The following is a 21634-nucleotide window of genomic DNA, read 5'->3' as shown; positions in this document are numbered from 1 at the left end:
GTATGTTTTACCGCATTTCGCAGGTCATTGCTCTTTGTTTTTCAATTGCGCTTTTAGCGCCTCCAGTTCCTGATCCACACCGACATCACTGCCATCGTATTTGGCGGTTAAATCCTTGATTTCGTCCTTGGGGCCCGCGTTCAGTTCGGACATCGCCTGGGCTTCATCTAGTGACTGGTTCACCTTTTCTTCCATTCTTTCAAAGGCGGAAATAGACTGATTGGCACCTTGGACGGATGAACCGATCTGGTTGAGCCGTTGTTGTGTCTTGGCTACTGCCATCTTGCTCTTGATCATGGCTCTTCGCGACTCCAACTCCTGGATATCTGAGACCAACTTATCATGCATTTGTCTCATTTGCAGGGCGTTGGAAGAAGCCAGATCAAATGCTTGTTGGTATTCGGTTTCTTTGGAAGCCAGCTCTCCCTTGCGCGCCAGGAATTTTCTCGCATCCTCTTCATTGCCGGCTTCCAGGGCCTTGATTGCGTAATTCTGCATTTTGTCAATGTCTGCTTTGCATTCCTCTAACGCCCTTTTCGCCCTTCGTTCTTCTGCCATCACCGTGGCCGTTTCAGACTTCACTTTTCCCAGATCACTGTTTAGATTCCGGATGTATTGATCCACCATCTTCTCTGGATCCTCCGCTTTGTCCAAGAGGGCATGGACATTGCTCGACATGATATCTTTAAATCGGCTTAGAATACCCACAATTCTCCTCCTCGTCCATTGGGAAGTTTGCAAGAATGGATGCTCATGACAAACATTTTCCAGGGTCCATCATGATATTACCACACACTCCTACAGGTGATGAACAGTCAATACATGAAGGAAGGTTCCCCTCGTATTCCACATGCTTCCCCTAGCGTGAATGAAATTCGCAAGAACGGCGTGTCCACACCTCAGCTGATTGCATAAAAACAGCCGGCCCCCAAGGGACCGGCTACATCGGTGTATCTGAATAATTATCCTTCCAACATCAACAGTTCCGGATCCTCCAACAGTTTCTTGATGGTGACCAAGAACCCGACGGCTTCTTTGCCGTCGACCAGACGGTGATCGTAGGAAAGGGCGATGTACATCATCGGGCGATGTTCCAAGCGGTCTCCGTCTACCGTGACCGGCCGCTTCTGGATGGTGTGCATCCCCAGAATTCCCACTTGGGGTGCGTTTAAGATCGGGGTGGACAGCAACGATCCAAAGACACCCCCGTTGGTGATGGTGAAGGTGCCCCCTTGCAGATCGGCGAGGGACAGCTTGTTGTTGCGGGCTTTTTTAGCCAAATCACTGATGTCCCGTTCAATGTCGGCGAAGGAACTGCGGTCGGCATCCCGAACTACTGGTACGACCAGCCCGTTGTCCGTAGCGACGGCGATCCCGATATCGTAGAACTTCTTGTACAGCACATCGGTCCCGTCGATTTCCGCATTGAGAGCCGGGTAAGCCTTCAGCGCGCCAACCACGGCTTTGGTGAAGAAAGACATGAATCCGAGGCTGACGTCATGCTCTTCCTTAAAGGCTTCCTTGCGCCGCTTGCGGATCTCCATCACTGCACTCATGTCCACTTCATTGAAGGTAGTCAGCATGGCCGCTGTCTGTTGCGCCTGAACCAGGCGTTTCGCAATGGTCTGGCGACGACGGGTCATCGGAACCCTTTCCACCGGTTTGGTGGGATCGACAGCTGGTGCCGGAGCTGGTGCTTGTTTTTTCTCCGCCGGTGCCGGTGGGGTGGAAGGTTGTGACTTATGAGCTTTCACATCATCCATAGTGACCCGGCCCATGGGATCCGACGAACGCACCCGGCGCAGGTCAATCCCCTGTTCACGGGCTAACTTGCGGGCGGCGGGGGAGGCGGTGATGTCCTCCTCCCCGTCGGGAGCTTCCTTCACATCTTCAGTTGCTGGGGTTTCTTCCTTGACCGGTGCCGCCTCTTTTTGCTCCGATGGAGGAGTGGTAGCTTGCGGAGTTGCGGCGGCCCCCCCTTCCCCGATCTGGGCGATCACCTCGCCCACCTCCACGACGTCTCCCGCATGCTTCCGGATATTTTGCAGCGTTCCGCTGTGCTCCGCATGAATCTCCACGTTCACCTTATCGGTTTCCAACTCGAGGAGAACATCCCCCTCGTTCACCTGATCCCCTTCGCTCACTAGCCAGTCGGAGATCGTTCCTTCCGTGATCGATTCGGCCAGCTCGGGAACTTTGACTTCAGGCATCTTTAATTACCTCCCGATTTCGTTTCAATATCCAGGGTTTCCGGATTGAGTGCTTCAGTCAATATGCGTTCTTGTTCTGCATCATGGACATCGGGTTGACCCACTGCCGTGCTGGATCGCTCGGGACGTCCGATATAGCGGATTTTTACCTCAGATACGGTATCCCGAATCCGGGGCTCCATATAGCTCCAGGAACCCATGTTTTTCGGTTCCTCCTGCAACCAGACCACTTCTTGCAGATTTTTCATCCGGCTGAGGACCGAACGGATCTCATCTTTGGGGAAGGGATAGAGTTGTTCCACCCGCAGGATATGAACCCATTCCGGTTTTTTCTCCATCTCTTCCAATTTGGTTTCCAAATCGACAGCCACTTTCCCGCTGGCAAGGATCAGACGTTTCACAGTCTGCGAACGCTTGCCGGTCAGCCGCTCTTCTAAGACCGGGTGGAAACGGCCCTTTTCAAACACGGAACTGGGGGAAAGGGTCCGTTTGTTGCGCAGCAGACTCTTCGGTGTCATCAGGATCAGCGGCCGTGCCTCGTTGGTTCCGATGATGACCGCCTGACGGCGCAAGAGGTGGAAATACTGGGCTGCGCTGGTGACATTGGCCACCACCCAGTTGTTTTCCGCTGCCATCTGTAGGAACCGTTCCAAGCGTGCGCTGGAGTGTTCCGGTCCTTGGCCTTCATAGGCGTGCGGCAACAACATCACCAGACTGGATGTCTGGGCCCATTTGGCTCGGCCGGCAGAGAGAAACTGATCAAAGATCACCTGGGCGGTATTGGCGAAATCCCCGAACTGGGCTTCCCAGATCACCAAGGCATCGGGATTGAAAACATTGTATCCGTATTCAAAACCCAAGACCGATGCTTCCGAGAGCGGACTGTTGTAAATCCCGAAGGCGGCTTGAGCTTGTGGAATCGTATGCAAGGGACAATGGGTCTCCCCCGTCTCAGGGTCGTGCAGAACCAAGTGACGGTGAGCAAAAGTGCCCCGTTCTGTATCCTGGCCGGTAAACCGAATCCCGGTTCCATCCTTCAGAATCGTGGCGAAAGCGAGGGTCTCTGCCAATGCCCAGTCTACTTGGTTGTCTTCTTCCAGAGTGGCGGCCCGCCGCTGCAGTACCTTTTCCAGTTTGGGATAGACTTTAAATCCATCCGGCCACTTCAGGAGATCCTGGTTGATCTCACGCAGGGTGGTCATGGAAACGCCGGTATCCACATCAGGCAGCGGACCCGGAATCTTCTCATGTGGGGAATCCGTTTCCTCCGGTTCTTTTTCCCGAACATCCTTCACCTTTTGGTAGGCTTTGGACAGTTGTTCCTGGATCTCTTTTTCCTTGCTCTGGATCTCCTCATCTGAAATCACACCTTCTGCCTTCAGTCGATCCGCATAGAGGGTGCGGAGGGTGGGATGACGATGAACTTTATCGTACATTCGGGGTTGGGTGGCCACTGGATCATCCATCTCATTGTGCCCGAAACGGCGGTACCCGATGAGATCGATCAGGAAATCCTTCCCGAACTTCCTCCGATATTCAAAAGCCAGGCGGACTGCTGCCAAGCAAGCCTCTGGATCATCCGCATTCACATGGACCACCGGGATCTCAAAACCTTTGGCCAGGTCGCTGGCGTAGGTGGTGGAGCGGGAATCCAAGGAATGGGTAGTAAAGCCCAACTGGTTGTTGGCAATGATATGGATCGTCCCCCCGGTGTTATACCCGCGCAGACGGCTTAGATTGAGGGTCTCCGCCACAATCCCTTCCCCCGGGAAGGCGGCATCCCCATGGATCAGGATCGCCAGAGCTTTGCTCACATCCTGCACCGGGTATCCGGCTTGACTGCGATCATCCTGGGCGGCACGGGCGTATCCTTCGATGACGGGATTGACGAATTCCAGATGGCTCGGGTTATTAGCCAAGGTCAGATGGGTCGGTTTGGGATCTTCCGGGTCCACTTCCCGGTTGCCACCTAGATGATACTTCACATCTCCTGTCCAACCATAGTTTATTCCCATGGAACCTTCTGAAGGGACCAGTTCTTTGTTGGGTGCATGATGGAACTCGGAGAAAATGGCCTCATAGGGTTTACCCAGTACGTGAGCTAACACGTTGAGCCGGCCCCGGTGCGCCATTCCGATCATCACGTCCTCCACACCGCCGTGAACGCTATAGTGAATGATTTGATCCAGCATCGGCACCATCATGTCTACACCCTCGATAGAGAAGCGTTTCTGACCGACAAACGTGCGATGCAGGAATTTTTCAAAGGCGTCCACTTGGATCAGGCGGCCGAGAACTTCCTGTTTCTTCTCATTGGACAGTTTTCTAGAAAATTCTTTGGATTCCACCGCATGAAACAGCCACTGCCGCTCTTGAGGACTGTGTACATGGGTAAATTCGAAGGCAAGGGACTGGGTGTAAACCTGACGCAACCGCTTGTAAACATCCAGCCCCGTACGAACATCCTCTGAATCCTCCGCCCACATTAGGTGAGCGGGAAGCGATCTTAAATCCGCCTCGGTCAACCCGAACTTCGCCGGGTCCAGATGCGGGGTTTCATCCGTCTCCTCCATCTTGAGGGGATCCAACTTGGCGTCCAGATGGCCGGAGATGCGGATATGTTGTGCAAATTTCTCTGCAGCTACCACCTTTTTCAGATCCAGCCCGGAGACCGGGGCAGTATCAGTGGGCTCTAGCGCCCCATCGGCCCCCGTCGTTTCCGGCGGAGCCCCCCATTGATCAAACAGCTCTCGAATGGAGGGGTCCACGGACTCCGGATCTTCGCTGTAAAGGTCATACTGATCCAGAAAATAGGCCAGGTTGAGGCTGTGGACTCCCTGCCATGGCGTTTCCCTTCCGGATTTCCCTGTTGACATCCACTTTACCTCCAACTGCTTTTATGATTAGTTTCCACCGACGGCGTTCCATTTAACATTAGGTTACCCAAGATATTTCTTACCCGCTTCCCAAATCACGCTCAAGAGGCCAGAACCCACCCATTCCGTCGCCGTGGATCCTCGCCTTCATTATATCTCGGTGGTTCCACACGGTAAAATCCGTATGGGAGCGTTTTTTGGCCCCTACGAATCCTGCTGTTGCCCGAAACCAGAGGATCCGGCTCCTTTGTGATTTTACGTCGGGTTCCGACATGACCTATCCCATCCAAAGTTTTCTCTGATTTTGGTCCTCTCCCTGTCCCTCCCTTTGCAGACACACTTTGGCTCTCCGCTTTTTGCACAGAGTAACCCAAAAGCATCTATCACCTGTTCAAGCATACTCTTTTGACCCGACGGGGACAAGCCCATGTATAAAAAGAAAATGATTTCGTGTCAAGGACGGAGACAGCAGAGGTCCTGTTACAAGTCAGCCCGGATACACGATTCCTCCGTGGCCCAGACCTGTTGTAAAATCCGATTGCTATCCATAATAATCACCTACTCATCCACCCTTTCGTCATCGTGGGATTCAAAATCGTGATCTCCCTCCGTCAAGAGCTGCTTCCCGTCGGTTTCACCCCTGGTCCTAACATTTCTTCAAGCCCAATCAGGCCGTAAAGATCACTTTGGGTACTTCCAGTGTCAGCCCTATTTTCAAGATGGATAGTGCCTTTCCTTACTAAAACGCGCAATCCATCCGTCTTCTGTGTAAAGTTCCCCGGCTAAACCGTCGCTGGCTTCCACCAGGTCATCTACCGTTCCCTGATCTACCTGTACAGAAACTTTAACGTCATCCTTTTCTTCCTCCAAGCACGCTAACGTATAGTGTAAGGTCGTGTCCACGATCTGCGGTATCAGGTTGCTAAGGATATTTAACTGCTCTTTGTCAAAGGACGAGGCCAGTTCTTCGTATAGTTCCACTAGTACTGGCGCTTTCATCTTTCCGCTTACTACATCGTCCCACTCTCCTATCGACATGTCCCTAACCTTTTCCATTAGCATTTTCCCAAACTTGTCTAGAGCCTGTTCCTCCATGCGTTGTCACTCCTTATTTTTCTGTCTTTTTAGTCTGCCACGGTATCCTGGACGGCTTTCGCACCCCGTCTTTACGAAGTCGCTTAGTGGATTCCGCTACCAGTTTCCTCGCCACGTCGCGCGGTGCACCGCCTTCCACCAGCGCTTCTACAGCTATCCGGTTATGCTCTACCAGTGTGTTAGGTCTGCCGCTATTCGCTAATTCCTTGAATAGTTCGCGCTGTTTATTGGTCATTTTCTGATGACTCCAGCCGTTTTCACGCATAAACTTCTGACTAATACTGTAACCTTTTTTTGGATCATAATTAAAATCTCCCTTAAAAGCGGCTTTAGCATGGATGTGGTGTCCGCCTACTTTCCCGTAGTCTCCAATTTCGTCGGCATGTTTCGCAAGTTGTTGGCCCGCCACCTGCTCCGCCTTCGGCGTAATACCAAACACTGGGGCCGCTTGTTTCGCCGCTTGGACACCATGGGTAACCCCAGCCGCCAGGAATGCGGCTACCGCAGCGTTTCTCCAATTAAACTTTTTGCCCCTGAGAAGATCGTCCGCCAGACTCCCGGCGGATCCCCCGGTAGCGTTACCGAACAACTGTGTAGCCTTTTGACCTATATATCGCCCGGTACCTCTGGCAACGCCACCCGCTACACCGCCGCCTACTGCACCGGCTGCTCCCCCTATGGCGGCATCTGCCATGATCGTCTTCAGATCATTCCCCTGTATGGCAGAAATTCCACCACCCACGGCGGAACCGATCAGGATCCCAGCCCCGAATGCCTGACCACCTGGAACAAACAACAGTCCCACCCCTGCTGCCACGGTCAAACCGACAGCAATCTCTTCCTTGTGATCCTTGGTCCACTCCCAGGCCGCTTCGGCACCGAATTGGATTCCATCCCAGGTGTCGGAAGCGATCTCCTTAGTACCCTCCCAGGCATCGTTGGCTTTTCGTTTCAGCATGTCAAAGAAGCCTTCCTCCTTAGACGGCTTCTGTTTGGATACATCAAAGGGCTTTCCGGTTTCCGGTGAACTCCCTGTTTCATCGGAGGCGGTGTGAGTTTCATGGCATTCTTGTGTAATCACACATTCGATTTTTTCCTTGAGAGAGTTCTGGATTTCCGTGCTTTCCACTGTTGCTGTAAGAATCATGGCCAGGATCGCACCAGCGGCCAGAATTATTACATATTCAATTGTTGAAGAACCCCGCCGGTCGAATAAAACTGGTTTCAACCGATGAAAGAACAAGGATTACCCATCTCCTTTTTCACGAGATAATCGGCAACCCCATGATATACATCCTATAGTATTACGCAATACTATAAAAAGCCTAAATCAGCGTGCTATATACAAATATCAGGCGTGTTGATTATCCATATTTTAGGTAGGGAGATCGTGTTCTACCACGCTCCAATTGCCATCCCACAAGGAAGTAGAGACTGGCCGCTCCAAATCTTCCGATCGGGCAGGGGCAAAGCCTTACGGAAGCAAAACAGAGAAGATGTTGCCCCTAAACGCCCTCTCGTAAGACTTCTCCGCTGGGCAGGATGGCAAAGGTCGCTTTGCACCCATAGGGCACAAGTCTCGCCAGGGTCGCTTCCGCTCCTAGGTCTCGCTATGGCAGCACACGACCCCCTTACGCCACCTATTTTCTGGCTAATCAACAGCCCTGACAAATTATATCGCAAATGGCAATAATACTTCTATGTCAAAGTCGGAGGCAGCAGAGGTCCTTTTACAAGTCAGCCCGGATACACATTTTCGGTGAGCAACATCTCCGGCAATCGCTCCAAAGGGATGTCCAATTTCTTCAGTAAATAAGACATCTTTTCTTGCCGAACGTGGGATGCCCCTCTCTCCAGATTGCTGATGGTGGCCGGAGAGATGTTTTCATCGGCTAAATCCTCCAGTCTGAGACCCCTCTCTCTCCTGATTTTTCCAATGATTTCGCCCACCTCGGGAAAACTCAGTTGGCCCAAGGATACCCCTCCTTATACATCCTTTCCTTGAATATATAACAAATTGTGATAAATGGGAATGATTATTTCACAGGATTACATATTTATTTTATATTTGGGTTTGTGCGTAAATAGAATGTGAGAAGGAAGGGGGGCGGGTGTTGCCGAAAGCAGGTTTGAAAATATCGGAGGAGGGTTGAGGTTTCACATGGAGTGACTTGGGCTCGTCAGAACAACGGAATGGGATTGTGGAACCCCATCTCGATCGTCCCAGCCCTAAATATGGATTCTTGTCGGATTTCTCCACTGGGTTAGATGTCTTCCACCTTAGGGCTTTAAATATCAAAATTCTAGTACCTGTAGTACAGGTCGTTTGGGTAGCACACGACTCCCTACCGAACCTAACAGCTCTGATTTTTTCTAATTCCCACGTCCGGTTGAATGGTTGGATGAGAGAGATCACTCATTTTCCCCTACAATCAACTGACCGTCGGCTCCAGCACGGTCAAGGTGTTGTTGGTGGTGTTCAGGTTCACTCTTGCGCCGATGGGGAGGGCGACTTTGTATGTTCCGTGTGCGGTGGTAAGATGGGTGAGGAGAGGCTTGCCGAGGGGAACCAGGAATTCGTTGATCAGATCCTCATAGGAGATTCCATAAGCCGCCTGACATCCTGTACATTCTCCCATGATCACACCGATGCAATCATCGAACTTACCGGCCAGCTTCAGGTGATTCAGATATCGATACACCTTATTGGTCGGCTCATGGGTCTCTTCCAGGAGCAAAATCTTATCCCGTGTATCAATTTCATAAGGGGTTCCCAGGGTATCGATAAAAGAGAGCATGTTCCCCCCAACCAAGGGTCCGGTCACATTTCCCGGAACCCGGCTCACGAGAGGGACCCCCGGTGGGTTTTGGATGGAGCGGGGAGAGATGAAGGTGGACACCGCCGCAAAAAACTGGTCGAAGTTAAAGGCCGGTGTCGCCTGCTGAAAATCGATGAGCAGGAGACTCTGGAAGGTGATCAGATCAGCATATTGATACAGGACATTCAACAATCCCGTGATATCACTGTAGCCCGTGACAATTTTGGGATGGCGCCGGATCGTATCGTAATCCAAGTGTGGGAAGATGCCAGCGACACCCACACCTCCCCTGGAAGGTAAGATCATTTTCACTTGGTCATTTCTGAACATGTTCATCAAATCGGAGGCCCGTTCTTCATCTGTTCCCGCCAAGAATCCATTTTGGGCGTAGACGTGTTCTCCCAGCACCACCTGCAACCCCATTTCCTCCAAAGTCTGGACCCGTGCATCAATAACACTGGCATCCAGCGGACTTCCCAAGGTCACGATCCCAATGGTATCCCCTGGTTGCAAAATTGGTGGTCTGATGGCCACAAGTTCCTCCCCCTTCCTCCCGAGGATGACTTCTCTCTGTCAAATATACTGGGGAAGGGGGCCCTCCATGACTCAAGAAAAGAGTCCATCGCCCACATCGTAATGAAAAAAGCCCGACTCCCACTGGAGAATCGGACTTTCTCGTATCCAGACTCTCTGGAAGGGATCACTACTTACTGTCTACGATGATTTCCACTCGCCGATTTTTCTGCCGGTTGCTATCGCTGTTATTGGGGACTATCGGATGTTTCTTGCCAAAGCCCTTCGTCTTCAGATGATTGCTGGCAATCCCGCACTCTTTCACCAGGTAGGCTTTCACCGCTTCAGCCCGTTCCTCGGACAGCTTTTGATTATATTCAGCAGTTCCTCGGTCATCAGTATAGCCGTAGATTCGAACCGTTCCCTGATATCCTTTTAGACTTTTCCCCAATTTGTCCAGCTCAGGACGGGCTTTGGAGCGAATGGTACTCTGTTCCGTGTCAAACAAGATATGACCGGGAACATGGATGACCACTTTTTTCGCCCCCTTTTCCCCCTTCGATTTGAAGACAGACACATCCGAGGAGGAAAAGTCCGGAGGAACATAGGGTTCCGGCGGAATGTACGGATCCGGAGGAATATAAGGATCGGGAGGAATATAGGGATCCGGAGGGACATAAGGTTCCGGGGGAACGTAAGGTTCCGGGGGAACATAAGGTTCCGGGGGGACATAGCCGGAGGAACTTTTCTCCTCCTTCTCTTCCTCTTTCCCTTTCCCTTTCTTGTCCGCAGACGCACTTTTCTCTGTTGAATCCTTGGTTGAATCCGCCACTGGCTCCTCCGCTGAAGTACATGCAGTGAGCAGGAGAAGGAAGGCCAGACAGACGGGAAGCAACCCATTTTTCATCATATCCACACCCCTACGTAAGATCCGATATTCTCAAAAGTCCTCTGACTGACTGGAAATAATTATAAGGGTTGTAAACAGAAATAGATATACGAAACAAGTTTTATTCTGTGGAGGACATCTCAGGATCTGTGTTTTTCAAAGCGGACCCGATAATAGATTCCCAATTGTACGTACGTTGCTGGAGGACCGGTGCAGGTCTCCCCTCTCAGTTAAGAAAGTCCCCCACTCGCAAAGGATGATGAATCCCGAAAGAAATGGTAAAGTGAAGAGATGAACCCCTATAGGGCAAGAGCAAAGGAGTTTTGTACAGGAACGCTCCCCCAAGTAGAAAGGAGGCTGTCTTTGCCTGGCATCCCATCCCCTCTGTTTGATATCCGTACCCCAGCCAAAAGTCAGCGTTGTCCATGCCCCGCAACACACTTTCCATGTCAATCCATTTGGGATTTATGGGAATTTTGTCATCCCTGTGTGACCCTTCCGTAATACGTTTTGTGTAGAATAATGGAGACTGAGGTCCTGAATAATAAATAAAAACGGAGGTGTCCCCGATCGTGGACTTACATAAAGATGCAATCGAAGTGCTACGCGAGACGAGTCGAACCTTCTTCATCCCCATCAGTCGCCTGCCCGCGGACTTGAAAGAGGCTGTGGCCGCTTCCTATCTCTGTATGCGAGCTATCGACGAAATTGAGGATCACCCCCGACTCCCTTCAGAACCCAAGGTGAGCCTTTTAAGATCCATCGGCAAGATTCTGCAAAAGCCCTTCAATGATCAGGAACTGGCCACAGTGCTTCACCCCTATAAAAATTTCCTTCCGGAAGTCACTCTGCGCATGTCGGATTGGGTAAAATTGATCCCCTCCTCCATTCAGGAAAACATCCTTCACTCCACTGCAACGATGGCTGACGGAATGGCTGAATGGGTTAACAAAAAATGGATCGTCCATACCAAAGAGGAATTGGATCAATACACCTATTACGTTGCAGGTCTGGTCGGGGTCCTGCTCAACGATCTCTGGAAGTGGTACGACGGCACCCATGCCGATCAACAACTGGCTGTCGCCTATGGCCGGGGATTGCAAGCGGTCAACATTCTCCGCAATCGGGAGGAGGATCTCTCCCGGGGTGTCGATTTCTTTCCTGACGGCTGGGGATTTGATGAAATGTTTGCCTACGCCCGTCATCACCTGGAGCAGGCGGATATCTACACAGACAGCATTCAATCCCCGGTGGTACTCGACTTTTGCAAGATCCCGCTGGTGCTCGCCCATGGAACCCTGCAAGCTCTGAAAGAAGGGGCCGAAAAACTGACCCGGACCGAAGTGACTCAATTGGTGAATAAAGCCACGGGGGAGTAAACCCAAAAGAAAGAAACCGCCCACACTGGACGGTTTCTTTCTTTTGGGTTTCTACTGGAGTTTACACGCCTGGTTTCTCCTACCCTCTGTCGCCACATGGATGAAGCTGTTTTGCTGGGTACCGTTCCTGCTTGATTGACAAATAGGTAGCTACGTTTACGAAATTCCCATCACTATCAGACGTGTTGATTAGCCATATTTTGGGTAGGGAGATCGTGTTCTACCACGCTCCGGTTGCCATCCGGCAAGGAAGTGAAAACTGGCCGCTCCAAATCTTCCGATCGGGCAGGGGCAAAGCCTTACGGAAGCAACACAGGGAAGATGTTGCCCCTAAACGCCCTCTCTCCAGATTCTCCGCTGGGTAGGATGGCAAAGGTCGCTTTGCACCCATAGGGCACAAGTCTCGCCAGGGTCGCTTCCGCACCTAGGTCTCGCTATGGCAGCACACGACTCCCTTCCACCGCTCATTTTTTGGTTAATCAACAGCCCTGCATCACTATATATTTCCAATCGATAAATACTTCGTTTCCAAATACGGCTCGATTCCTTCGATTCCACCTTCACGACCCAGTCCACTTTCTTTCATCCCCCCAAAGGGTGCATGAGCAGCGGAGGGGCCGCCATCATTCCAGCCAATAATTCCGAAGTCCAGGTGATCATGCAAGTAGGTTCCAGTTCGGTAATCATTGGTAAAGAAATAGGCTGCCAGACCATATGGTGTGCTGTTAGCAATTTCCACCGCTTCCTCTAGCTCTCTAAAGGTGGTCATGGGAGCGACGGGGCCAAAGGTTTCTTCATGCATGATCTTCATGCGATCATCGACATTTTTTAATACGGTGGGATAGACGAAGTAAAAGCCTTTGTTGTCATCTGCATGATATTGATCACCGACTAAAACCTCGGCACCTTTTTCTACTGCATCTTTTACCTGATCCACAATCTTATCGTAACCTTTTTTATTGATAATCGGGCCAATATCCGTACCTTCGTCCATCCCATTTCCCACTTTCAGTTTCTCCACTTCTTCCGCTAATTTTTTAGCAAATTCTTCTGCGACATGTTCATGGATAATCAGGCGGTTGGCACAGACGCAGGTTTGTCCAGCATTTCTAAATTTCGTTGCTATCGTTTGTTGGACTGCAAAGTCCAGATCGGCATCTTCGGCAACGATCAGTGGGGCATGCCCCCCTAATTCCATCGTCACATGTTGAATCGAGTCCGCACTTTTCTGGATCAATGTTTTACCCACAGGAGTCGAGCCGGTAAATGTGATCTTGCGGACGTATTCACTTTGGGTGAAAAGATCACCCGCGATACTTCCGTGAGTATTCACATATTGAACAGTCTCTTCAGGTATTCCCGCTTTATGAGCCAGTTCAATGATTCGGATCGCGGTCAGCGGAGTTTCCGCTGCCGGTTTGACAATAAAGGTACAGCCTGCAGCAAGCGCCGGCGCTGCTTTTCTGGTCATCATGGCTGCCGGGAAGTTCCAGGGAGTAATGGCTGCTACTAATCCAACGGGTTGACGACTGACAATAATCCGCTTTGATTCCGTATTCGCCGGAATGGTGCGACCGTAGATCCGTTTGGCTTCTTCGGCATACCAGTCAATATAGCTGGTGGCATAGTTCACCTCGCCTAATGATTCATGCAGGGGTTTTCCATTTTCCTTTGTCATGATTTCTGCAATCTCTTGTTTGTTTTCTTTGACTTTGTCGGACCATTTTTGTAACAATCGGGAGCGTTCATGAGCATTCACTTTTGCCCATTCTTTAAAAGCCTTGTGCCCCATTTCTAGTTTCTGCTTGATCTCCTCTTCAGCATCTATTTTGACTTTCTTGATCACTTCTCCCGTGGCTGGGTTTGTTACGCTAAATTGATTGGACATGGCTGTTTCCTCCTTTGATCGATTGGGTTTGTGTCAGATATAAGCTAAACCCCATCGTACACCATAAACCCAAAATAATCCATTCGCTTGGCTAGTCGAGTGCAGAGGACATACCCGGTAAAAGAGAATAAATAGAAAGTAACCGAGGCGCTACTAGAAACCATCAAAATGCGGCCAATCATTTGGAGTGGTGTTTCGAATGACATCAGATCACATAGCTCAAACCAGGCGTGTTGATTCGCCATATTTTGGGTGGGGAGATCGTGTTCACCCACGCGACCGTTGTCATCCAGCAAGGAAGTAATGACTGGCCGCTCCAAATCTGACCATCGGGCAGGGGCAAATCCTTACGGAAGCAACACAGGGAAGATGTTGCCCCTAAACGCCCTCTTTCCAGATTCTCCGCTGGGTAGGATGGCAACCTTGCTATCGAGATTGTAGTGCCTGTGGTGCAAAGGTCGCTTTGGCAGCACACGACTCCCTTCCGCCACCCATTTTCTGGTTAATCAACAGCCCTAGCTCAAACAGAAACCTACCATGTGGCCACAAATGCACTTCATTTGCCAAGTACGCACGTAACACGAAAACTAGTGCTCCTTCAGGCAACTTTGATCTTGTTTTTCAGCAAGGCGGAGACAGGATGGTGGGGCGGCTCCGATCTCTTGCAAAGAGCGCAAAGGCGAATCAAATCCCCACCATCCTTACCTTTCTGTGATTTTCCACACAATGTTCTCTAAGGGGACACTAGCTTGAGAAGAACCTTCCAATCAGTGATGAAGTCCCTTTTTCGCTCTCCGGAATATCCAACATCAGGAAGTCTTTTTGTAGTATGATAAGGATGATCCTATGAAAAAGAGAGAGGGATAATCGATGAATAATCAGCAAGTCGCCCCGGAGTTCAGTCAAGACCGTCAGTTACAACGCTTCCAGGAGTCTCAGGTGGAATGCACCGTCATCACTGTGAATGGGATTCATATCAAAGGAACTGTCCAATCATTCGATAAATATGTCGTTTTAATCCACACACTCTCCGGAAAACAGAGTATGATCTATAAGCATGCCATCTCCACCGTCAAATAAAAAAGAGACTTCCCCATATCCCTCGCAATCAGGGGCGAAATCTCTCATTTCAACAAATGGGGATCGGTTGGAAAGGGCAATCACTTACATTTACTCTTCCATCCACCTAGAAGCGTTATAATTTACATCGATCTGGGATGGTGGGAAGGGGAGGTCCCTCCATAGGAAACTCCCACCCCACCTGTGCAGGATTTTTTCACAACACTTCTAGACATCCTCCCCCTGCCCAGTAGATCTGTTAAACACCGGTTGTATGACATGAGGATCACGCCACTGGAGCCCGGTCGGATACCGGGCTCCAGTGATGTCAATGAGATTGAAACGCCTTTGTCACCCCTTCTTGGGCGAAAGACTACTTTTTAAAGCGGGTATGAATATTGTTCCGCTTGTACGTGGGATTGGAGAACTCAGATAATTCCATCGACAGAGCCAAATATCGGGTATGAAAAAGGTCCGCGAAATGCTCTTCCATCACAGCGAACAATCCATCGCACACCGCCTGTTTGTCTGCTGGTGAACGACCCGGGCCGATCTTCAATGTCCCATGGACGAAAGCATCCTCTTCCGCCCCATCCGCGATGCGATAATCGTGAAGCTCGATCGCTCTGGAACGAATCCCCCCGATGGGAAACAGATCCCGGTGTGAAATCAACACCTGGTTTACCTTTTTCAACAACCCGGCAATGTCCGCCTCCCCCTGGAGGTTATCTGTATACTCCACAATGAAATGGGGCATCCCTGTTTCCCCTCCCGGCTCTTACGCACGTATTGAAAAAGCTTCATCCCCTACAATGGTATTGACCAGGCGCCCGATGCCTTCGATTTCAGTCACCACTTCATCCCCTACAGCTGTATTCACCGACCCTTTTGGCGTTCCGGTCAATAGGATGTCTCCGGGACTCAAGGTCATCAAACCACTCAGGTATTGGATCAAGCGGGGAATGCCAAAAATCATCTCTCCCGTGGTCCCTGCCTGCGTTAATTTTCCGTTTACATAGGTTCGTAGATTTAGATTCATCGGATCGGGGACATCCTCCGCATCGACCAACCAGGGACCGATCGGCGTACCGGCGTCGCGGTTTTTCACCCTGAGGTTGGGCCGGTAATAGTTCTCCAGATAATCCCGGATCGCATAATCATTGGCCACTGTGTACCCCGCCACATAATCATAGGCATCTTCTGCTCGAATGTTCCTCGCCGTGCGACCGATGACGACAACCAATTCACACTCATAATGCATGTACGTCACATCGGCGGGACGACGGGTTTGGGCACGGTGTCCCACAAAAGTGTGGGGCCCTTTCAAAAAAACAAGGGGTTCTTTGGGTGCTTGAAATGAAAGCTCTTTGGCATGATCCGCATAGTTTAAACCCAGAGCGAATGCGGTACGCGGTTCCACTGGAGGCAACCAGACCACCTCGTGCTCCTCCACCCAACGGCCATCATCCAATTGAATTCCACCCTCTACATCGAAGGCCTCATGGATCGCCCCACCAAAGGCTACACGCGCTTTTCTCATCATGTCCCCCCTCCCGCTGCCACCCCTCTACCTTCAACAATCGTGTTTTCCAGACTGCCGACATGATCGATTTCAATTTGAATCCGATCCCCCACTTTTGCCAAGGGAGCGCCCTCTGGCACACCAGCCAACAGCACATCCCCCTCATTTAAGGTCATAAACTCCGTCACATCGGCGATCAAGCGGGCCACCGATCGAATCAGATTTCCGGTAGTGTTCTGTTGGCGAAGTTCCCCATTGATAAAGACACGCACCCCCAGTGCATCAGGATTCGCCACGGCATGATGTTGGATCACCCAGGGGCCTAAGGGACAAAAGCCGTCGCGGGCCTTTTGCATCACCGGCGGCCGATGAAAGCTGTCCTGGGGAATACTCACATCGTTGGCCACGGTATACCCTGTCACATAATGCAAAGCCTCCGCCTCACTCACACGAGTGGCCCTGCGACCGATGACCACCCCCAGGGCCGCACCCACTTCCAGTTCGGAAGCATCCTCAGGCATCGGAATCGGCTGTCCGTGTCCTATGAGTGTATTTTGCGGCTTGATATAGAGAACAGGGGCGATGGGCGGCTGATGATACGGGGGCTGATGCACCGCTTCCCCCAACTCCGCCAGTGCCCCTTTGTAATTGAGCAGTGTACCATAGACCCTTCCCGAGACGGGGGCATCCACAGCCATCTCCTGGATCGGATAGCTGGTGCCCTGGAATCCAACCGTCCCTCCTTTGGGATGGACCTCTACTTCCTCAACGAAGGGCACCCCCTGAATTTTGATTTTCCCCTTGCTCATCCTACTTCACTCCCCCATCCTGGCTACAAACGGGATCTTCACTGCTCAGTGAGGGAACCGTATCTCCCAGCGAAAAAGGTGAGGGGATCCCCTTCATGCAAACCGATCTCGATCACTTCGCCGACATATAAGGTGTGATCACCTAGATCGTGAGAACTGTGGGCATTGCAGACCACCGTCGCCAAGGCATCCGGAATCACAGGTACACCTGCGACAAAGTCAAAATCGATTTCCTCATCCATTAGTTTTTGCCCTGCAAAATGCATCGAAATATCCCGTTGTTCTTTGGATAAAATACTGACGGCAAATCCCTTGGATTTCTTTAATTTTTTATGCATGTGCGCCTGGTGATCGACAGAAACGGTAATCAATTTTGGATTCAGGGAAACGGACATAAAAGCATTCGCTGTCATTCCGTGCACTTCATCCTCGACCTGAGTGGTGATGACGGTCACACCAGTAGCAAAACGGCCCATCGCATTCCGAAAGTGTCGGTCATCCATGAAAATGACATCTCCTTTGCTCCCTCACCTGAAACTGAAGCCGTGAAGTGGTTGATCAGGTCACAAAATTGGGCTGTCGCTGTGCGAGGATCGCATCCTTCAGCGCGACTTCCTGTCCGCTGTGGTCCGGATCGATAAACGGAGTGGCTTCCTCAAACCAGCTGGATGGGGCTGGGTGCCCCCAGAAAGTCCCGCGGCGGGGATCATCCAAATCCCAGCGAATCGGTTGAAAGTCGGGATCTCCCGTAAAGTAATCCCCCGTGTACAACTCCACACGATGACCGTCAGGATCCCGCAGATACAGGAAAAATGCATTGGACAATCCGTGCCGACCCGGTCCCCGCTCAATATGGGAGGCATAGCCAAGAGAAGCGAGCACATCACAGGTGTGGATCACACTCACCGGATCGCTGAGCCAGAACCCGACATGATGGAGCCGGGGACCCTTCCCATTCATAAAGGCCACATCGTGGACCGTAGGCTTCCGGTGTAGCCAAGCAGCCCAGATCTGCTCCTCCTCGGTCTCTGTATATTCCGAGCAACGGAATCCCAGCTCCTCGATGTAAAAATCATGAGCGCTCTTCACATCCGGCACCATACAGTTAAAATGATCGATTCGCTGCATACGGGAGCCTTTGTACAGGTCGAACTGTTGCAGTTTTCGCTCTACTCGCTCCATTTTATAGTAAAATTCAAGGGGGATCCCGGAAACATCCTGTACTCGGAGTGCCCGCCCGATCCCATGCTGACTCCCCTCTTCCAACCATTGGGCTGGCAATCCTTTCTCTGCAAAAAACGAAGCGATCCGATCCAAATCCGACTCCTGCATCACTCTGTAACTGATCACTTCCACGCCAGGGCGGGCTGCTCTTTTCAGAACGTAACTGTGATGGAGATGTTCTTCCAGCCCCCGCAAATAGATGCAATCCTCCTTCGCTTCCGTTTCCACGAAGCCGAGCCCATCGACATAAAAGCGGCGGGCGGCGTCCAAATCTGTGACACGGATGACCGCTCTTCCCGCACGAAGAATATTAAACTTCTCCACCTGAATCCCCCCTTATGCCCGAACCGTCTTCCATTGGGGTCGGACTGTAGATTGAAGCAATTCCCGCACTTTTTCTTTGTACGGCTCTTTGTCGTAGCTGTCAAAGTAGGCCATGCCCATTTTGATCGGATCCCCGAAAAAATAATATTCATAATGGGTTTGCCTGCTACCGAAGGCACTTAGGGTCAGATCCCAGGCCAGGCGGAAAAGTTGCACCCGTTCATAACCCTCTATGTTTTTTCCCTGAGTGGCCCGATGAAGCGTGGGGCCGATCTCTTCGTTTGCAAAATCAGCCTGAGTCGGAATGCCCATCATCCCAGAAGCCCCAAGGACTCGGAGGATTTCCGCCATGCGCGGATAGACACGGGGAAACCAGTTGCGAGCGGCATCCAAGGCGGCGAAATCGGGAGTCATCATCCCCCATCGATCCAGTTGAGCATGGTGTTCCGCCCGAAATAAGTGGGATTTCATCGTCTCCAGGATCAGCATGATTTCCGTGCCTTTGTCTTTGACATGTTGAAATCCATCAATCCCAATCGCATCCATCACGCTGAGCACCACACCGAGGATAAATTCCGTTTTGGCAATATCCTTGGCCACCACTTGATGCGACATATGAACCACCGCGTTGGTTTCCCGGAAGGCGCGATTGCAGATCGAGGAATCCTCCAGCACAAAAATGCGATCCCAGGGAACGAGAACATGGTCAAAAGAGACAATCGCGTCTCCTTCTTCAAAGCGGGAGCTTAAGGGATGATCATATTCATTCTGGCTGTATACAAAGGATTCGCGGCTGAAAAACTTCAATCCCGGTGTATGATTGGGAATGGCAAAGGCGAGGGAATAGGGGTCTTCTTTGTCACCTGATTTTTTGACCGTCGAGGGAAACACAATGATCTCATCGGTGATTCCCGCCTGGGTGGCCAGCAGGCGGATGCCGTCCACCACGACTCCATCCTCGTTTTTTTCCACCACATGGAGGGCGACATTTGCATCTTTTTGTTCATGCTGTGCCTTGGCCCGGTTGACTTGGGGGTGAATCAAGGTGTGGGTCAGGCTCAGATCATTTTCACGGGCATACTCCGCATACCTTTTGGCGTTCTCCCCAAATCGGGGATCTCCTTCGGCAAAAAAGGGATGGGCGGCTCCCATGGCCATCACATCGGCATTCAAGTAATCGGGAGAACGCCCCAGCAACCCATGGGTGAAATTTTGCCACTCCATGATGGCTTCACGGCGCTCGATCAACTCCTCGATTGTCGTTGGTTGCATGAAGGTTTTACTCACCATCTCCCCAGTGCTCGGAGAGGGATAGAGCATTTTTTCCGGTTTTTCATACTGCAGGTCATACAGTTTGGCCATGGAACCCACCACATTTTTAAATGCCGGGTGTTCCGTCACGTCTTCCACTCGTTCCCCATGAATATAGACATTGTTTTTCGCTTTTTTTAAACGCTCGATATACTGTTTTCCCGTCTTGGCAGGCATCCCTTTTCCCCCTCAAGGACTCGCTTTTTTTCCAAACTGGGGAATCCGATGTTCCCCCAAAGCCACATGGATCACCTGTGTTTCCGTGTAGAAGTCAAAAGCATAATGACCGCCTTCTCTGCCGATGCCGCTCGCTTTGGAACCGCCGAAGGGGATGCGGAGATCCCGGACGTTTTGTGAATTGATCCAGAACATGCCTGTATCCACGGCTTGGGCCACACGATGTGCCCGTTGGATATCCTGGGTCCATACATACCCCGCCAGCCCATATTTGACATCGTTAGCCACTTTGATCACTTCTGCTTCTTCCTTGAAAGTCATCACCGTCAACACCGGGCCGAAGATCTCTTCCTGAGCCGCTGTCTGGTCGTTAGTGAGGTTGAGGATCAGGGTGGGCGGTACAAAGTTCCCCTGTTTATAGGCCTGAGGAACCTGGCCACTCACGATCTCGGCTCCTTCCTCCCGGGCAATCTCCAGGTATCGTTTCACATTTTCATAGTGTGTTTGATGGATTAAGGGCCCGACCTGGGTGCGGTCGTCCATGGGATCTCCGACCACGATGTGAGGGAGCCGCTCCTTCAATGCTTGAATAAAGCGCTCCGCAATCTGTTCATGGACAAACAGTCTGGAGTTGGCCGTACAGCGTTCACCGTTAAAGGAGAAGATTCCCCAGATGCAAGCATCCAAGGCACGATCCAAATCCGCATCATCAAACACGATGATCGGCGATTTCCCCCCCAGCTCCATGGAGACCCGCTTCAAGGTGTCCGCCCCGTTTTTCATGATTTCCGAACCGGTGGCGGTTTCACCTGTAAAAGAGATCAGCTGGACATCGGGATGAGCGACAAGGGCTGCCCCCGCCTTTTCACCCCATCCATGCACCACATTAAACACACCCTCTGGCAATCCCGCTTGATCGATCAGTTCCGCCAGTCGGTTGGCGGTCAGCGGCGACCACTCAGCGGGCTTCAGCACTACGGTGTTTCCAGTGGCGAGGGCAGGTGCGATCTTCCATGTTTCCAGCATAAAGGGGGCATTCCAGGGAGTGATCAGCCCCGCCACACCGATGGGCTTATGAATCGTGTAGTTGAGAAATTCATCGTCTACCTGATAAGCCTCGCCCACCATGCGGCTATTCACCATTTCAGCGTAGAAGCGAAAGTTTTGCGCAGATCGAGCCACCATGTTTTTGGTTTGACTGATAGGCAGACCGGTATCATAGGACTCAAGGGGTGCGATCTCATCGATGTGCTCGTCGATGATGTCAGCGATTTTGTAAAGATAGGAAAGCCGCTCACTCACCTTCATCTTTCCCCAGGGCCCCTGTTGAAAGGCTTCCTGGGCCGCCGCCACCGCCCGGTCGATCTCCGCTTGGCCCCCTTCCGAGACCCAGTTGATCCTCTCCTGAGTCAGGGGGTTCAGATTTGCAAAGGATTTCCCTGAATCCGCATCCACAAAGCGCCCGTTGATATAATGCCGGACATCTTGGGTATGTTGTCGGATCACGCGATCTCGGATCTCTTCTGCCTGTTGTGCCAT

At 51.4% G+C, this 21634-nt stretch carries 18 protein-coding genes; 2 read left to right on the top strand and 16 right to left on the bottom strand.

Going from position 1 to position 21634, the window contains the following annotated elements:
- Nucleotides 1-24: 24 nt before the first annotated feature.
- The 8 genes from JOD24_RS01090 to JOD24_RS01055 all read right to left on the bottom strand — a co-directional run bounded on the left by JOD24_RS01090 (nt 25) and on the right by JOD24_RS01055 (nt 10420).
- Entirely contained in the window at nt 25-708 is a 684-nt protein-coding gene (locus JOD24_RS01090; protein ID WP_429246150.1) for a PspA/IM30 family protein, read from the bottom strand.
- Nucleotides 709-962: 254 nt separating this feature from the next.
- Entirely contained in the window at nt 963-2210 is a 1248-nt protein-coding gene (odhB, locus tag JOD24_RS01085; protein WP_380162428.1) for a 2-oxoglutarate dehydrogenase complex dihydrolipoyllysine-residue succinyltransferase, read from the bottom strand.
- A gap of 2 nt (nt 2211-2212) precedes the next feature.
- Nucleotides 2213-5086, bottom strand: a complete 2874-nt coding sequence (locus JOD24_RS01080) for a 2-oxoglutarate dehydrogenase E1 component (RefSeq protein WP_429246149.1) — start codon at nt 5084-5086, stop codon at nt 2213-2215.
- Nucleotides 5087-5800: 714 nt separating this feature from the next.
- Nucleotides 5801-6181 (bottom strand): epimerase, encoded by a 381-nt coding sequence (locus JOD24_RS01075; protein WP_429246148.1) that lies wholly within the window; start codon nt 6179-6181, stop codon nt 5801-5803.
- 13 nt (nt 6182-6194) lie between these two features.
- Nucleotides 6195-7424: a hypothetical protein gene (locus JOD24_RS01070; RefSeq protein ID WP_429246147.1), complete on the bottom strand. Its 1230-nt coding sequence runs from the start codon at nt 7422-7424 to the stop codon at nt 6195-6197.
- A 494-nt stretch (nt 7425-7918) separates the two neighbouring features.
- Entirely contained in the window at nt 7919-8155 is a 237-nt protein-coding gene (locus JOD24_RS01065) for a helix-turn-helix domain-containing protein (protein ID WP_380162420.1), read from the bottom strand.
- A 458-nt stretch (nt 8156-8613) separates the two neighbouring features.
- Nucleotides 8614-9534, bottom strand: coding sequence for a S66 peptidase family protein (locus tag JOD24_RS01060; RefSeq protein WP_380162418.1), 921 nt, complete (start codon nt 9532-9534; stop codon nt 8614-8616).
- A gap of 169 nt (nt 9535-9703) precedes the next feature.
- A complete protein-coding gene (locus tag JOD24_RS01055) occupies nt 9704-10420 on the bottom strand; it encodes an OmpA family protein (RefSeq protein ID WP_429246146.1) in 717 nt (238 codons plus the stop codon).
- A gap of 554 nt (nt 10421-10974) precedes the next feature.
- On the opposite strand from JOD24_RS01055, the gene JOD24_RS01050 reads away from it, so the two are divergent.
- Nucleotides 10975-11781 (top strand): squalene/phytoene synthase family protein, encoded by an 807-nt coding sequence (locus JOD24_RS01050; protein ID WP_380162412.1) that lies wholly within the window; start codon nt 10975-10977, stop codon nt 11779-11781.
- Between the two features lie 496 nt (nt 11782-12277).
- On the opposite strand, the gene JOD24_RS01045 is transcribed toward JOD24_RS01050, so the two are convergent.
- The gene (locus tag JOD24_RS01045) at nt 12278-13669 is read right to left on the bottom strand and encodes an NAD-dependent succinate-semialdehyde dehydrogenase (RefSeq protein WP_380162410.1); all 1392 of its coding nucleotides are present in this window, start codon (nt 13667-13669) and stop codon (nt 12278-12280) included.
- 870 nt (nt 13670-14539) lie between these two features.
- Here JOD24_RS01045 and hfq point away from each other — a divergent pair.
- The gene (gene hfq, locus JOD24_RS01040) at nt 14540-14749 is read left to right on the top strand and encodes an RNA chaperone Hfq (RefSeq protein ID WP_380162406.1); all 210 of its coding nucleotides are present in this window, start codon (nt 14540-14542) and stop codon (nt 14747-14749) included.
- Between the two features lie 352 nt (nt 14750-15101).
- On the opposite strand, the gene JOD24_RS01035 is transcribed toward hfq, so the two are convergent.
- The 7 genes from JOD24_RS01035 to hpaE are packed head-to-tail and all read right to left on the bottom strand — an operon-like array spanning nt 15102 to nt 21634.
- A complete protein-coding gene (locus tag JOD24_RS01035; RefSeq protein ID WP_380162405.1) occupies nt 15102-15485 on the bottom strand; it encodes a 5-carboxymethyl-2-hydroxymuconate Delta-isomerase in 384 nt (127 codons plus the stop codon).
- Between the two features lie 21 nt (nt 15486-15506).
- Nucleotides 15507-16268 carry a fumarylacetoacetate hydrolase family protein gene (locus tag JOD24_RS01030; protein WP_429246192.1) on the bottom strand — a complete coding sequence of 254 codons (762 nt, stop codon included), beginning with the start codon at nt 16266-16268 and terminating at the stop codon, nt 15507-15509.
- On the bottom strand, nt 16268-17059 hold the full coding sequence (locus JOD24_RS01025; RefSeq protein ID WP_429246145.1) for a fumarylacetoacetate hydrolase family protein: 792 nt from the start codon (nt 17057-17059) through the stop codon (nt 16268-16270). The genes JOD24_RS01030 and JOD24_RS01025 overlap by 1 nt, the downstream gene beginning before the upstream one ends.
- 38 nt (nt 17060-17097) lie before the next feature.
- A complete protein-coding gene (locus JOD24_RS01020; RefSeq protein WP_429246144.1) occupies nt 17098-17562 on the bottom strand; it encodes a flavin reductase family protein in 465 nt (154 codons plus the stop codon).
- Between the two features lie 55 nt (nt 17563-17617).
- Nucleotides 17618-18607, bottom strand: coding sequence for a 3,4-dihydroxyphenylacetate 2,3-dioxygenase (gene hpaD / locus JOD24_RS01015; RefSeq protein ID WP_429246143.1), 990 nt, complete (start codon nt 18605-18607; stop codon nt 17618-17620).
- A 12-nt stretch (nt 18608-18619) separates the two neighbouring features.
- The gene (gene hpaB, locus JOD24_RS01010; protein WP_380162397.1) at nt 18620-20095 is read right to left on the bottom strand and encodes a 4-hydroxyphenylacetate 3-monooxygenase, oxygenase component; all 1476 of its coding nucleotides are present in this window, start codon (nt 20093-20095) and stop codon (nt 18620-18622) included.
- A 12-nt stretch (nt 20096-20107) separates the two neighbouring features.
- Nucleotides 20108-21634: a 5-carboxymethyl-2-hydroxymuconate semialdehyde dehydrogenase gene (hpaE, locus tag JOD24_RS01005; protein WP_380162395.1), complete on the bottom strand. Its 1527-nt coding sequence runs from the start codon at nt 21632-21634 to the stop codon at nt 20108-20110.

It is taken from the genome of Kroppenstedtia sanguinis (genome assembly GCF_050433445.1).
In the GTDB taxonomy this organism is placed as follows: Bacteria; Bacillota; Bacilli; order Thermoactinomycetales; family DSM-45169; genus Kroppenstedtia; species Kroppenstedtia sanguinis.
Note: the sequence above shows the minus strand (reverse complement) of the source record. Positions and strands in the feature narration are given on the sequence as shown.